The sequence below is a fragment of the Streptomyces sp. H27-H1 genome, from assembly GCF_026627445.1.
Lineage (GTDB): Bacteria > Actinomycetota > Actinomycetes > Streptomycetales > Streptomycetaceae > Streptomyces.
On sequence record NZ_JAPNLJ010000002.1, the window covers coordinates 90,252 to 103,766 of the forward strand.

13 protein-coding genes and 2 tRNA genes are annotated in these 13,515 nt (G+C 72.9%); 6 read left to right on the forward strand and 9 right to left on the reverse strand.

The features are described from left to right. Window positions 1-39 precede the first annotated feature (39 nt). Window positions 40-705, forward strand: coding sequence for a potassium channel family protein (locus OTB20_RS02185; RefSeq protein ID WP_267814790.1), 666 nt, complete (start codon window positions 40-42; stop codon window positions 703-705). 40 nt (window positions 706-745) lie between these two features. Here the strand turns inward: OTB20_RS02185 and thrS are convergent, their stop codons facing one another. From thrS to OTB20_RS02200, 3 genes are all read right to left on the reverse strand, one after another. Then, a complete protein-coding gene (thrS, locus tag OTB20_RS02190) occupies window positions 746-2,722 on the reverse strand; it encodes a threonine--tRNA ligase (protein ID WP_267814792.1) in 1,977 nt (658 codons plus the stop codon). A gap of 252 nt (window positions 2,723-2,974) precedes the next feature. Further along, window positions 2,975-4,201 carry a hypothetical protein gene (locus OTB20_RS02195; RefSeq protein ID WP_267814794.1) on the reverse strand — a complete coding sequence of 409 codons (1,227 nt, stop codon included), beginning with the start codon at window positions 4,199-4,201 and terminating at the stop codon, window positions 2,975-2,977. Then, window positions 4,201-4,791: a DUF4365 domain-containing protein gene (locus OTB20_RS02200; protein WP_267814795.1), complete on the reverse strand. Its 591-nt coding sequence runs from the start codon at window positions 4,789-4,791 to the stop codon at window positions 4,201-4,203. The genes OTB20_RS02195 and OTB20_RS02200 overlap by 1 nt, the downstream gene beginning before the upstream one ends. A gap of 242 nt (window positions 4,792-5,033) precedes the next feature. Here OTB20_RS02200 and OTB20_RS02205 point away from each other — a divergent pair, with 242 nt between their 5' ends. After that, on the forward strand, window positions 5,034-5,759 hold the full coding sequence (locus tag OTB20_RS02205) for a 3'-5' exonuclease (protein ID WP_267756822.1): 726 nt from the start codon (window positions 5,034-5,036) through the stop codon (window positions 5,757-5,759). A gap of 107 nt (window positions 5,760-5,866) precedes the next feature. Here OTB20_RS02205 and OTB20_RS02210 read toward each other — a convergent pair. Both OTB20_RS02210 and OTB20_RS02215 read right to left on the reverse strand, forming a co-directional pair. Then, window positions 5,867-5,938, reverse strand: a tRNA-Val gene (locus tag OTB20_RS02210). A gap of 38 nt (window positions 5,939-5,976) precedes the next feature. Continuing rightward, on the reverse strand, window positions 5,977-6,522 hold the full coding sequence (locus OTB20_RS02215) for an SRPBCC family protein (protein WP_267814796.1): 546 nt from the start codon (window positions 6,520-6,522) through the stop codon (window positions 5,977-5,979). A 114-nt stretch (window positions 6,523-6,636) separates the two neighbouring features. Between OTB20_RS02215 and OTB20_RS02220 the strand changes: the two genes are divergently transcribed. Continuing rightward, on the forward strand, window positions 6,637-9,003 hold the full coding sequence (locus tag OTB20_RS02220) for an SCO7613 C-terminal domain-containing membrane protein (RefSeq protein ID WP_267814797.1): 2,367 nt from the start codon (window positions 6,637-6,639) through the stop codon (window positions 9,001-9,003). Between the two features lie 84 nt (window positions 9,004-9,087). Here the strand turns inward: OTB20_RS02220 and OTB20_RS02225 are convergent. Then, window positions 9,088-9,159: transfer RNA gene (locus OTB20_RS02225), tRNA-Val, on the reverse strand. Between the two features lie 57 nt (window positions 9,160-9,216). Then, window positions 9,217-9,735 (reverse strand): TIGR02611 family protein, encoded by a 519-nt coding sequence (locus OTB20_RS02230; RefSeq protein ID WP_267814798.1) that lies wholly within the window; start codon window positions 9,733-9,735, stop codon window positions 9,217-9,219. 177 nt (window positions 9,736-9,912) lie between these two features. On the opposite strand from OTB20_RS02230, the gene OTB20_RS02235 reads away from it, so the two are divergent. Together OTB20_RS02235 and OTB20_RS02240 are read left to right on the forward strand one after the other, a co-directional pair. Continuing rightward, entirely contained in the window at window positions 9,913-10,326 is a 414-nt protein-coding gene (locus OTB20_RS02235) for an SsgA family sporulation/cell division regulator (protein ID WP_030011909.1), read from the forward strand. Window positions 10,327-10,556: 230 nt separating this feature from the next. Then, entirely contained in the window at window positions 10,557-11,201 is a 645-nt protein-coding gene (locus tag OTB20_RS02240) for a CGNR zinc finger domain-containing protein (protein WP_267814799.1), read from the forward strand. 260 nt (window positions 11,202-11,461) lie between these two features. Here the strand turns inward: OTB20_RS02240 and OTB20_RS02245 are convergent, their stop codons facing one another. Then, window positions 11,462-11,926: a hypothetical protein gene (locus OTB20_RS02245; protein ID WP_267814800.1), complete on the reverse strand. Its 465-nt coding sequence runs from the start codon at window positions 11,924-11,926 to the stop codon at window positions 11,462-11,464. 200 nt (window positions 11,927-12,126) lie between these two features. Between OTB20_RS02245 and OTB20_RS02250 the strand changes: the two genes are divergently transcribed. Further along, entirely contained in the window at window positions 12,127-12,630 is a 504-nt protein-coding gene (locus OTB20_RS02250) for a DsbA family protein (protein ID WP_267814801.1), read from the forward strand. 54 nt (window positions 12,631-12,684) lie between these two features. Here the strand turns inward: OTB20_RS02250 and OTB20_RS02255 are convergent, their stop codons facing one another. Beyond that, entirely contained in the window at window positions 12,685-13,509 is an 825-nt protein-coding gene (locus tag OTB20_RS02255) for a GNAT family N-acetyltransferase (RefSeq protein WP_267814802.1), read from the reverse strand. Window positions 13,510-13,515: the final 6 nt, after the last annotated feature.

Sequence of the window (13,515 nt, forward strand, 5' to 3'; positions counted from 1 at the left end):
CGGGGCGAAGAGCTACGGCGCACCCACGATGCTGAGCCCATGCACGATGCACCCGAGACCCGCGACAAGGCCTGGGAACGCCGGACCGAACTGCCGCTGTTCTTCGCCTCCCTGATCTTCCTCACCGGTTTCACCCTCGCCGTCCTGGCCTACGAGGTCCACCCCCTCGTACGCGCCATCGGCGTCGGCGTCGTGCTGCTGACCTGGCTGTGCTTCGTCGTGGACTACGCGGCCCGGCTGATCCTGAGCGGCCTGCGGCCCCTGCACTTCGTGCGCCTGCACATGCTGGACACCCTGGTCGTGCTGCTGCCGATGCTGCGGCCGCTGCGCCTGGTCAAGGTCCACGACGCGGTCCAGGCCCGCTACAACCGCCCGCGCCGGAACCTGTACGCGCGCGTGATGTCGTACGCGGGCCTGTCGGCCGGGCTGCTCGGCTTCGCGGGCGCCCTCGGGGTCCACCACTTCGAGCGCCGGGCCCCGGGGGCCTCGATCCTGACCCTCGGGGACGCGGTGTGGTGGGTCTGCGAGACGCTGACGACGGTGGGCTACGGGGACATGGCCCCGGTGACCCCGGGGGGACGGATCATCGCGGCGTTCATGATGGCCGGCGGGCTGGCGCTGCTGGGCGCGGTGACGGGTTCGTTCTCGTCCTGGATGCTCCAGGCCTTCCGGCGGGAGGACGAAGAGGAGCCCCCGAGGAACTGAGTTCCCCGGGGGCTCGATCCCTGCGGCAGCAGGGGACGCGTCACACCTGGACGCGGCGCTCCACGACGTCGACGAGCTTCGCCAGCGCCTGGTCGCGCGGGACGCCGTTCTCCTGCGAACCGTCGCGGTAGCGGAAGGAGACGGTGCCCGCGGCCATGTCCTCGTCACCGACGATGATCATGAAGGGGACCTTCAGCTTCTGCTGGTTCCTGATCTTCTTCTGCATGCGGTCGGACGAGGCGTCCACATCGACGCGCAGGCCCTTCTTCTTCGCCTCGGCGGCGAACGCCTGCAGGTACTCGATGTGCGAGTCGCCGATCGGGATGCCGACCGCCTGGACCGGGGCGAGCCACGGCGGCATGACGCCCGCGTAGTGCTCCAGCAGGACGGCGAAGAACCGCTCGATGGAACCGAAGAGCGCGCGGTGGATCATGACCGGGCGCTGCTTGGTGCCGTCGGGGCCGGTGTACTCCAGGTTGAAGCGCTCCGGCAGGTTGAAGTCGAGCTGCACGGTCGACATCTGCCAGGTGCGGCCGATCGCGTCGCGGCACTGGACCGAGATCTTCGGGCCGTAGAACGCGGCGCCGCCCGGGTCCGGAACCAGGGGCAGGCCCTGCTTCTCGGCGACCTGCTGGAGCGTCGCGGTGGCCTCTTCCCAGATCTCGTCGCTGCCGACGAACTTCTCCGGGTCCTTGGTCGACAGCTCCAGGTAGAAGTCGGTCAGACCGTAGTCGCGGAGCAGGTTCAGCACGAAGGTCAGCGTGCGGTCGAGCTCCTCCGCCATCTGCTCCTTGGTGCAGTAGATGTGCGCGTCGTCCTGGGTGAAACCGCGCGAGCGGGTCAGGCCGTGCACGACGCCGGACTTCTCGTAGCGGTACACGGTGCCGAACTCGAAGAGGCGCAGCGGCAGTTCGCGGTACGAGCGGCCGCGCGCGTCGAAGATCAGGTTGTGCATCGGGCAGTTCATGGGCTTGAGGTAGTAGTCGGTACCACCGTCGAGCTGCATGGGGGGGTACATACCCTCCGCGTACCAGTCCAGGTGGCCGCTCTTCTCGAAGAGGGTGCCCTTGGTGGCGTGCGGGGTGTAGACGAACTCGTAGCCCTCTTCCTCGTGCCGCTTGCGCGAGTAGTCCTCCATGGTGCGGCGGATGACGCCGCCGCGCGGGTGGAAGACGGCCAGGCCGGAGCCGATCTCGTCCTGTACGGAGAACAGGTCGAGCTCGGTGCCGAGCTTGCGGTGGTCGCGCTTCTCGGCCTCCACGAGGAAGTCGAGGTGGGCCTTCAGCTCCTCCTTCGACGGCCACGCGGTGCCGTAGATGCGCTGGAGCATCGGGTTCTTCTCGCTGCCGCGCCAGTAGGCGGCGGCGTTGCGCATCAGCTTGAACGCCGGGATGTTACGGGTGGTGGGCAGGTGGGGGCCTCGGCAGAGGTCCTTCCAGCACAGGTCGCCGGTCTTGGCGTCGAAGTTGTCGTAGATGGTCAGCTCGCCGCCGCCCACCTCGACGTTCGCGCCGTCGTCGGTCGACGCCGAACCCTTGATGCCGATGAGTTCCAGCTTGTACGGCTCGTCCGCGAGCTCCTCGCGGGCCGCCTCGTCGGTGACGACGCGGCGGGCGAAGCGCTGGCCGCGCTTCTGGATCTCCTGCATCTTCTTCTCGATGGCCTTGAGGTCCTCGGGAGTGAAGGGCCTCGCCACGTCGAAGTCGTAGTAGAAGCCGTCCCGGACCGGCGGGCCGATGCCCAGCTTGGCCTCGGGGAACAGCTCCTGCACGGCCTGCGCCATGACGTGCGCGGTCGAGTGGCGCAGGATGTCCAGCCCGTCCGGGGAGGAGATCTCCACGGGCTCGACGGTCTCGCCGTCCTGCACCTCGCGGCTGAGGTCCTTGAGCTCGCCCGCGATGCGGACGGCGACGATGGTGCGCTCGCCGGCGAAGAGCTCCGCCGCCGTAGTGCCCGTGGCCACCACGCGCTCGTCCCGCTCGGAATCGCGTTGGATGATCACACGGACGTCTGACACCGGTCTCTCCTGACTCAGGGGGTGCGCGAGCGAACACTGCGCGCCTGAATCGTACCGAGCGGAGTGGCTCCGCCCCTAAACGGTTACTCGTCGCCCCGCCCGGGGCGCCCGGTCCTCAACCGCCGGGCGGGCTTGATCTTTCAGCCCGTCCGGCGTTTGAGGACCGGGTCCGGGCGGAGCCCGGGGAACGGTGGAAGGGCGGGTAGGGGACGGGGTCCCGCGCAGCGGCAGCGGTCCGCCCCCGGCAACGGGTCAGTCGTCCGACGGGAGGACGTCCCCCGGGTCGAGGGCCTCGTCCCCGTCCAGGGACTTCATCAGACGGTCCCGCTCGACCTCGTCCAAGGGCACCGGCGTGACGTCGGCGGCGTCCGTCAGCCGCCGGAAACCGCCCCGCCGCTGCAGCCGCCCGCTGACCCGGATCGGCAGTCCGACCAGGTGCGCGTGGCCCGCCACCCGGTAGGACTCCTCGTCGAGCACGACCCGGACGTACGGGATCTCCGCCCCGGCGAGGACCCGCAGCCGGACCGTGCCCCCACCGCCCGGGGCCGATCTGCGCAGCCGGACCACCGCGCCCGCCACCCGGACGGCTACCGCCGGTTCGTCCCTCGTGTACCGCGCCGCCGCCTCGCGGAGCACCGGGAGGTCGCCGGGCGAGAACTCCACCGGCTCCGGCCGGGCCGCGCACCCCGCCGGGACGCCCGCCGCCGGGGCCCACGCGAGGGCCACCCGGGCCCCCTCCGAGCCTCGGACCAGCGAGATGAGCGCTTCGGCGAGCTCCCTGCTGACCCCGGCCTCGACAGCCGCGTCGAAGGCCTCCATGCCCCCGGTGGCGCGCCGGTAGTCCACGGCCTCACGGGCGGCGTGCAGCGCGTGGTGCAGCCGGGTCACGGTGCCCCGGCCGCCGTCGACGGGGACGTACGCCGTCAGCCGCCGCCCGCCCGGAGCCGGCCCGACCAGGATCCCGTCCAGCGCCCGCTCCGCCCGGCCCCGGTGCCGGGCTCCGTAGTAGCCGGCCCGCGCCCGGTCGGCCAGGGCCCCGGCGAGGAGCAGCTGGCGCGCGGCCGAGCGGAGCTGTTCCTGGAGCGTCCAGTCGGCCTCGCCCTGCAGTCCGTGGGCCCCTCGCGGGATCTCGCGCTCCCAGCGGATCTCGTCGCTCGGCACGCTCAGCCCGTACAGGACCTCGCGCGCCGACGGCAGCGCGCTGCGGGAGAGCGCGGCGAGCGCCTCTTCGAGCAGGTCGGCGCAGTCGGGGAAGGCCCGGTTCTCGGGGACGAGGAGGCTGGCGCCGCCGCTGCCCGTGGCGTACGGGGCGGGCGGCGTCCAGCGCCCGTACCGTCCGGCCGCCCCGCCGCGGCGCAGCCAGCCGTGCCGGTGGAGCAGCGCACCGAGCACGAGCGGGTCGACCTGCGCGGGATCGGGGGCGTCCGCGGCGAACTCCGGTGCGGACAGCGGCTCCAGGTGCGGTGACTGCCAGTTCATCAAGGTGTCCCTCCCGACCCGACCCGGGTCATGATCTCGCAGAGCGCCCGGTCGTCGAAGATCCGCGTGGTGGGGATCCGTACGGTGGTCCGGCGCCGGCCGGTCACGGGGTGCCCGGCGAGATTGGTCCAGTAGCAGCAGTGCCGCAGGTCGAGCCGGTCGTGTCCGGCGCCCAGCCATTGGTCGCGTTCCCGCGGGACGAGCATCACGACGAGGATCTTGTGCACGGCGACCGGGGAGCGGGCCAGCTTCACCAGGTGCTCGTTGTCGAGGGTGAAGCCGAAGGTGGGCCCGGCCGGTCTGGGCGGTATCTGGTAGGTCGCCTTGAGCTGGACCTTGATGGTCACCTCGTCGTCGACGACGTGCTCGGGGGCGCCGTGGCTGACGTGCCAGTCGATGCCGTTGTCGGGAAAGGGCTGGGACAGCGAGCAGCCGGCCGCGGCGACGACGGCGTGCAGGTATCCCACCTGGAGGGTCTCCATGCAGGCGGTGGTGGCGAGCGTGCCGCGCAGCGGTCCGTTCCGCGGGTCGGTCCGCGGATCGATCTGCCCTGCGAGCACCCCGCCCGGTTCGGGCTGCGCGAGCGCCATGGCCGGCTCCCCATGCCTTCCGGGCTCGGCCGTGTCAGGCCGCTTCACGTACGTGTCAGGGTGTCGGGGTTGACGACCGGTCATGTGTGCGGTCCCCCAGTTGAGTTGTCTCCGCAGTCGGCGTGCCGCAAACGGCGTACGGGGCAAAGAGCCCGGGTATCACCGATTCGGGCAAGGGTGGCGGGGCCTGGGGCGCGATGCCCGGGTGGGGCCATCTGCCGACGGGTGACGAGGAGTTCGCCATGACACGCTGGTATGAGGGCCCGCTGGCCGCATTCGACACTGAGACGACCGGGGTGGACGTCGAGCGGGACCGGATCGTCTCCGCCGCGCTCATCGTCCAGGAGTGCGCGGGCGGCCGGATCCGCTCGACGCGCTGGCTGGTCAATCCCGGCATCCCGGTACCTCCGGGGGCCACGGAAGTGCACGGTCTGACCGATGAACACCTCCAGCACAACGGGCGCTGGCCCGCGCCGGTGGTGGAGGAGATAGCCCGCGCGCTCGGTGAGCAGCAGGTGGCGGGCCGTCCGGTGGTGGTGATGAACGCGCCGTTCGATCTGACGCTGCTGGACCGGGAGTTGCGCAGGCACCGGGCTTCTTCGCTGGCCCGGTACCTGGACAACAGGCCGCTGACGGTGCTGGATCCGCGGGTGCTGGACAAGCATCTGGACCGCTACCGCAAGGGACGCCGGACGCTGACGGATCTGTGCGCGCACTACGGAATAGAACTGGAGGGGGCCCATGACGCCGGTGCGGACGCACTGGCGTCCCTGGAACTCGTACGGGCCGTGGGGCGCAGGTTCGCCGGCCGGCTGGAGCGGTTGACTCCGGGAGAGCTGCACACGCTGCAACAGGTGTGGCACGCGGCTCAGGCGCGCGGGCTGCAGGCGTGGTTCGCGCGGCAGGGCACACCGGAATCGGTGAATCCGCACTGGCCGCTGCGGCCGGAGATGCCTGCGGCGGCGTGAGGGGGCGGGGGTCCTCGCGAGGTCCTCACCGGGGGCTTCGCGGTTCCTCGCGAGCCTCCGTACATGCGGAAGGCCGGTCCGTCATCAGACGGACCGGCCTGTCCCGGTGGGCGATACTGGGATCGAACCAGTGACCCCTTCGGTGTGAACGAAGTGCTCTCCCGCTGAGCTAATCGCCCGGGAACGGACTGAACAATACAGAAGGCCCGGGGCTGGTTCAAACCGCTTCCGGCCGGGCCGCCAGATGCGAGTCGAGCCCGCGCCGGCCGGCCCGCATCATCAGGGTGTGGTTGAGCCGGAACACCGGCCGCCCGGGGAGCGCGAGCAACCGCATGAGGGGCCGGTGCACCTCGACCTCCTGCTCGTACAGGGCGCGTGTCCCACCAGGCCGCGCCCGTACGGTCCAGCGCGCCCAGCCCTCCAGGTCCCCGCGCAGGGCGACCTCGAGGATTCCGCGCGCGGGGTCGCGCAGACGCTCGGCCGCGCTCACGCGCAGGGTGTACGGGAGGGCGGAGCGGATGAGGGCGGTGCCGCTGTTCCCGTCGGCGCCGGGGGCGACGGCGCGGATCTGGGGCCACCACAGGGGGTAGGACTCGGGACGTTCCAGGGCTGCGTAGACGCGGGCGGGCGGGGCGTCGAGGTCCCACACGTTGCGGAAGCGGTAACGGGTCCAGCGGTCAACGGGGTTGGCGGGGGGCGCGGGGTGGCCGGCGCGGGTCCTGTCGGCGCCGTCCGCGCCGCCGCTGCGGCTGCTCGGGTCCATGACTCCAGTCTTGCGCGCGGCGGGGGCGCGCACCCGGTACTCAGCCGGAACTCATCCCGGGATGAGTACGCGCACCCATGTCCTGACGGGGTGACGGGCACCACAATCCGAACCATGAACAACCCCTTGCCGCCGGCCGAGGAGCTGGCGCTCATCGACCGTGAACTGATCCAACTAGACTCCCGGCGCCACTTCCTGCTGAGCCGCCGGGCGTGGCTGCTGGGCGCTCAGACCCCCCTCGCGTGGGGTGCGCCGGCCCGCCCGCCCGTGCCCGCGCGGGCGACGGAGGCCTCGGGTCCCAGTGCGCAGAACGTGCTGCTGGTCCTCGGCGCGGTGCTGCTGGCCGTCGCGGCGCTGGCGTTCACGCTGGTCAGCTGGGGCTCCCTGGGCATCGCCGGGCGCAGCGCGGTGCTCGCCGCGGTGACGGCGGCGGCGCTGGGCGCCCCGGTGGGTCTGCTGCGCCGGGGATTGCGCTCGACGGCCGAGGCGGTGGCCTCCGTCGGTCTGCTGCTGACGGTGCTGGACGCGTACGCGCTGTACGCCGTCGGCATGCCGGAGGTGGACGGCACGGCGTACACGGCGGGCGCGGCCGCGGTACTGGCCGCGGCGTGGGCCTCGTACGGGCGGGCGCTGCCGGCGCTCCGGGCCCCCGTGCCCGCGGCGCTGCTGACGGCCCAGCTCCCGCTGCCGCTGGCGGCGCTGGCCGCCGGGGCGACGGGTCTGGAGCTGGGCTGGGCTCTGCTGGCGATGGCGGCCCTGGACGCCGGGCTCGCGCTGCTCCGGCCTGGGCGCTGGTCCTCCTTCGCGGGGGCGGCGGGTGCGGTGCTGGGCGCGGCGGCGCTGCTGACGGGTCTGGCGGAGTCGGTGGCGGCGGGTTCGGCGGGCGCGGCGCTGGGTCCGTCGGCGCTGCTGGCTGCGGTCGCCGTGATGGCGGTCGCGGTGGCGTGGCGTACCGCCGGGACGGCGGTGGCGTTCGCCGCGGCCGGCGGCCTCGCGACGGTGGCCGCACTGGGCGGCCCGGCGGCGACGGAGCTGAGCCCGCCCTGGGCGGCGGTGGGATACCTGGTGGTGGCCTTGGCCCTGCTGGGGGCGGTACGGGTCACCGTGCTGCCGGGTGGGGTTCGGCGCGGTCTGGCCCTGGCCGGTGCGGGGGTGGCCGCGCTGCAGGCGGTGGCCGCCTCGGCATGGGTGGCGACGGTGCTGCTGGGCCGGCTGCGGGTGCTGGCGGAGGTGTGGTCGGTGACGACGCCCGCTCCGGTGGCCGGGAACGGCCCGGGGGCGGCGGCACTGGTGGTGCTGCTGCTGACGGCCGTGGCTTCGTGGTGGCTGGTCCGGGCGGTGCCGGGCCGTGCGGAGCCGGGGGTGGCGGCGGTGGTCCTCGGCTGGGCGGCGCTGTTCACGGCCCCGGTGGTGCTCGACCCGGCCCCGGGCCTGGTCTTCGCGGCCCAGCTCGCGGTGACGCTGGCGGCGGGGGCACTGGCTCTGCGGTCCACGGCGGCGGTCGGCGGCGCGGTTCCCGCGGGTGTCGGGATCGCGGCGGCGGCCTGCGCGCTGGCGGGGGCCGGGAGCGTGTCCGTGGCGGCCCTGGACGGCCGGCTGGCCACCTTCGGGGTGTTCTCCCTGCTGGGGGCCGCCTGCGCGGCGGGCGCGGCGTACCGGCCCGCCCCGCTGTGGACCCGCTCGGGGGCGGCGGCGCTCGCCGTCGGGTACGCGGCGCTGCTCGCGGTGGCGCTGGGCGCCCTGCTGGAGCGGCCGGTGGCCTGGTGGGCTCCGACGGTGCTGGTGGTCCCGGCGGTGGTGGCGGCGCTCGGGCCGCGGCTCGGTGTCGTACGGGTGCCGGCGGAGGCCGCGGCGGCCGCGGCGGGTCTTCTCGCCGTGGCCCTGGCCACCGGGGACGCGCCGGTGCTCGCGCTGGTCCTGGCATTGGCCGGGGTGGTGTGCGCGGGGGCTGCGGTGCGGCCGGAGCGCCGGTCGGCGGCGGGCTGGCCGGCCGGGGCGCTGTTCCTCGCGGCGACCTGGGTGCGGCTCGCGGCTTCGGAGGTCACGGTGCCGGAGGCGTACACCCTGCCGGTGACGGCGGCGGCGCTGGCCGTGGGCTTCGCACGGCGGCGCCGGGACCCGCAGGCCGGGTCCTGGACGGCGTACGGTCCCGGCCTGGCGGCGACCCTGCTGCCCAGCACCCTCGCGGTGTGGGGCGACCCGCACTGGCTGCGGCCGCTGCTGCTGGGGGCGGCCGCGCTCGCGGTGACCCTGGCCGGCGCCCGCGGCCGGCTCCGGGCGCCGCTGCTGCTGGGCGGCGCGACGCTGGTGGCGGTGGCGCTGCACGAGCTGACCCCGTACGTGGTCCAGGTGGTGGACGCGCTGCCCCGCTGGCTGCCGCCGGCCCTGGCGGGGGTGCTGCTGCTGGCGGTGGGTGCCACCTACGAGAAGCGGCTGCGCGACGCCCGTCGGCTGCGGGAGGCGATCGGCCGGCTGAGGTAGCCCGACAGGGGCCGGGGAGGGGGCCGGACGGGTGAAACGCCAGAGGCCCGGAGACTGTGAAAGTCTCCGGGCCTCTGGTCCGGGTGGGCGATACTGGGTTCGAACCAGTGACCCCTTCGGTGTGAACGAAGTGCTCTCCCACTGAGCTAATCGCCCGGACGCACCGCAAACATTACCGCATGTCAGCGGTGCTCTCCGCCATGGGCGGGCAGGTCACTCCACGTCGCGGTGCCAGGGCAGCACGAGCCCGTACTTCCACAGGTAGAAGCCGATCAGGACGCCCGCGATCACGAGCCCGATGCCGGTCAGGATGATGTTGCGGCGGCGGACCTTCGGGTCCAGGGCCTTCTGGGCGGCTTCACTGACCTTGCGCTTGGTCCAGCGCAGGGCGAGGTGGGCCCAGGCGAACTCGGTGGCCCAGATCGCGAGGCCGGCGAAGATCGCCACCCAGCCCGGGCCGGGCAGGACCAGCATGGCGATGCCCGCGCCGATGACGGCGAGGCCGACGACGAAGACGCCGACCTGCCAGCTCAGGTGCAGGCCCCTGCGGGCCTTGACGAAGGCCGGCGCCTTGGAGACGTGCGGCGCCTCGGCGGTGGTGGATTCCTTGGCGGATTCGTCCGTGGTCCCGGCGTCGGTCCCGGCGCCGGATCCGCCGGTGGCCCCTGCCGCGGATTCTGCTGCGGACTCGGCTGCGGGCTCGTTGGCCTCGCGGTCACTCCCCGTGTTCATGGGGTCGAATCTACCGGAGACCCGAGCACACGCGAACGGCGGTTTGGATCCGCCGTTCGAGGGACCCAGAGGTCCGCAAAACGGTCAGAGGGGTTTACAACGGCACCGTAGGTGGCATGTCGATTTCGCCGACGTGCGAATCCCCGAGCGCACACTGAGCGAAAGGCCCTGGCGCTTATGAACACCACGGTCAGCTGCGAGCTGCACCTGCGCCTCGTTGTGTCGAGCGAGTCCTCACTGCCTGTTCCCGCGGGCCTGCGGTATGACACGGCCGACCCCTACGCCGTGCACGCCACCTTCCACACCGGCGCCGAGGAGACGGTCGAATGGGTATTCGCCCGCGACCTCCTCGCCGAGGGCCTTCACCGGCCCACCGGTACCGGCGACGTCCGTGTCTGGCCGTCCCGCAGTCACGGTCAGGGGGTCGTCTGTATCGCCCTGAGCTCACCGGAGGGAGAAGCCCTGCTCGAAGCACCCGCCCGAGCACTGGAGTCGTTCCTCAAGCGGACGGACGCCGCGGTTCCACCAGGAACCGAACACCGGCACTTCGACCTCGACAAGGAGCTCTCCCACATCCTGGCCGAATCCTGAGCCAGGCACACAGAGGGAACCCTCCCCCGGCTGAGCCCGGGGGCCGCACGACACCGTCCGACTCGGGGCGACGGTGCACGGCGGACAACCACATACGGAAGTGCCGGCGCTGTTCACGCGGAAGCCACCCGCGTGGACGGCGCCGGTGCGCTTTGGGGTGACCCGCTAGAGTCGGCCACCAGCGGCGGCAGCAGCCCGTCACCGCAGGCCCGGCCCTTCAGGGAGACCCCGTGCAGATCCCCCACGACACCCGTCGCGCGCTCGACGTCGTCGTCGCGCTGGTGAACACCTCGGTCGAGACGGAGCAGCCCGACGGATTGTCGGACGTGACCGCGCTGCGCGGGTTCGTCCACGACTACGCGATCAGCGACGTCGGCGAGCTCAGCGCCCGCGACCTCGCGGGCGTGCGGACGGTGCGCGGCAAATTCGCCCAGGTCTTCGCGACGCCGAGTTCGCGTGTGGCCTCCGTGCTGATCAACGAGCTGGTCGCGACGGCCGGCACCACCCCGCAGCTGACCAACCACGACGGCTACGACTGGCACGTGCACTACTTCGCCCCGGGCGCCTCGGTGGGCGACCACCTGGCGGCCGACGGCGGAATGGCGCTGGCCTTCATCGTGGTCTCGGGCGAACAGGAGCGGCTGCGCCGCTGCGAGGCCCCGGACTGCCGGCGGGCCTTCGTCGACCTGTCCCGCAACCGCTCACGGCGCTACTGCGACAGCCGGACCTGCGGGAACCGGCTGCACGTGGCCGCCTACCGGGCCCGGCGCAAATCGGAGCTGGAGGCGGAGCCGGGCTCAGAGCAGTCAGGGCGGTCAGAGCAGGAAGAGATCGTGCAGGGCGGCGAGCAGCAACAAGCCGCCGATAACGCCTAGGAAGATCATCAGGGGCGGCTGGGAGAGCGCGAAGAGGCAGCCTCTGGGCTCCTCGGCGACGGGAACGGGGGCCGGCGCGGGAACAGCCGGCTCACCCGGCGTTGTGTCGAGCATGTCGGGGCGATGATGGCGCAGCGGACCGCCGCGCACCGCTCAACACGCCAGACGGAGCGCGTGAGTTCATCGGATCCCGTCAGTTCAGGTGGTTCCCGGCCCGGATCCCCGCGGATCCCGGGCGACCGGGGCCACGCCTGCCGCGGTCATATGCCGTGCTTCTTGAGGATCGCCTCGATGTCGGAGAAGTCCTCGGCGGGAGCGGCGGCCTGGGTCGACCGCGGACGGGCTCCGTCACCCAGCGAGGGGGCCGAGGCGGCCGGGGCCACTGCCTCCTGGGCGGGCCGGCCCTTGGCGGCCTTCGACCGCTTCCGAGCCCCCTCCCCCTCCCCCGCACCGAGATCCCCCGCACCGAGTCCGCGCCGCTCTATCGCGCGGGTGGTCATGAAGAGCAGCCAGGCCAGTCCCAGCACGGCGAACCCGGCCCAGACGGTCGGATTGAAGACGATCCCGGCCGCCCACTGCACGACGCCCGTCATCACCAGGCCGACGGGCACCAGCGAGTACGCCGCGATCCGCGTGGCCGCGAGGAATCGCTTGCGGTAGGCGGTCAGCGCGGCGATGCCCAGGCCCGCCGCGGATACCGCGGAGCAAATGGTCTCGGCGAGCATGCGGGGCCTCCAGGAGCGGTTCGATCAGTCGGACCCGGCCGGCGGGCCGGGCGTTGTGTCCCCATCCATCCTGCACCGGCGACCCTCGCTCCGGCCACGGCCGGAGCCCGCCGCGGGCGGATCTCCGGGACATCTCCGGGTCCCGTCTCCTCCCGAGGTCCCGGTCCGGGCTCGGCCCCGCGGGCTGGGAGACTGTCCGTATGACCGATTCCGTGATCCTCGACGTCTGGTGCGAACTCCAGTGCCCGGACTGCCACAGCGCCCTGGACGACGTGCGCGCCCTGCGGGCCCGCTACGGCGACCGGCTGGACATCCGGCTGCGCCACTTCCCGCTGGAGAAGCACAAGCACGCCTTCGCCGCCGCGCAGGCCGCGGAGGAGGCCATCGAGCAGGGGCAGGGCTGGCCCTACGTGGAGGCCGTACTGGCCCGTGCCGCGGACCTCGCCAAGGGCGGCGAGCCCGTACTGGTCGACGTGGCGCGTGAGCTCGGCCTGGACGCCGAGGAGTTCGACACCGCTCTGATCGACGGCCGGCACATGCTGATCGTGGACGCCGACCAGGCCGAGGGCAAGGCGATCGGCGTGACCGGCACCCCGACGTACGTGATCGACGGGGAGCGGCTCGACGGCGGCAAGAGCCAGCAGGGCCTGCGCGAGCGCATCGTGGAGATCGCCGACCGGCTGCTCGCCGCGGGCCCGGCCTGATCCGAAGGACGGCGCCCGCGCGTCGCAACCCGGTGGGCTTCCCCGGTCACGGCGCTAGATCAGGTCCTTGGCGTAGTTGAAGTTCGTCGTCCGGTAGCCGAGGGACTCGTAGAGCCGCAGGGCCGGGACGTTGTCGGTGAAGACGTGCAGGGCTAGCACCCGGTGGCCGGTGGCGAGGGCGGTGCGTTCCGCGAGGAGCATCAGGTCCCGGCCGTAGCCGCGGCCGCGGTGTTCCTCGTCGACCGCGACATCGAAGACGTACGAGTCCTGGCCGTTCGGCGCCACCCACACGGTGCCTACGGGGACGCCGGCCGCCTCCAGCACGCTGAAGCTGACGTCCGGGGTGGCCAGGCCCAGGGGCAGCATGGACGCGTGGTCGTTCGCCGACTTCGTGTGCGCGGCCCCGGCCGGCATGCCGCGGTTGATCCAGCTCTGCGCGTAGCCCTCCAGCGCCGCCGAGTGCCAGGTCTCGAACTCGGCCTCCCCCATCGGGCGGCCGGCCACCCCTTCGGACAGGGCGGGCGGCTCGGCCGGAAGCTCCTTGGCCATGTTGCGGCTGTACTCGGCGTACCCGAGGGAGCCTGCCAGCCGCAGTCCGCCCGCCGAGTCGGCCGGGACCGAGATCCGGACCCGCCGGCAGCCCCAGCCGCGCAGTACTTCCTCGGCGGCGAGCGCGCCCACCGTGGCCCGGCCGCGCCGGCGGTCGGGCTCTTCGACGGTGAGATCGCGGATCTCGGCGACCGTCGGCCCGAAGGGGGTGTCGGCGGCGAGCAGCAGAGCGCCGACGCGCCTGCTGTTGACGCGGATCTCGTACGGGCGCGAGCGCGCCCCGCCGGTGCTCTGCTGAAGCGGCCCGCTCGGCCGCAGGGTGGTGGTCATCAGTCG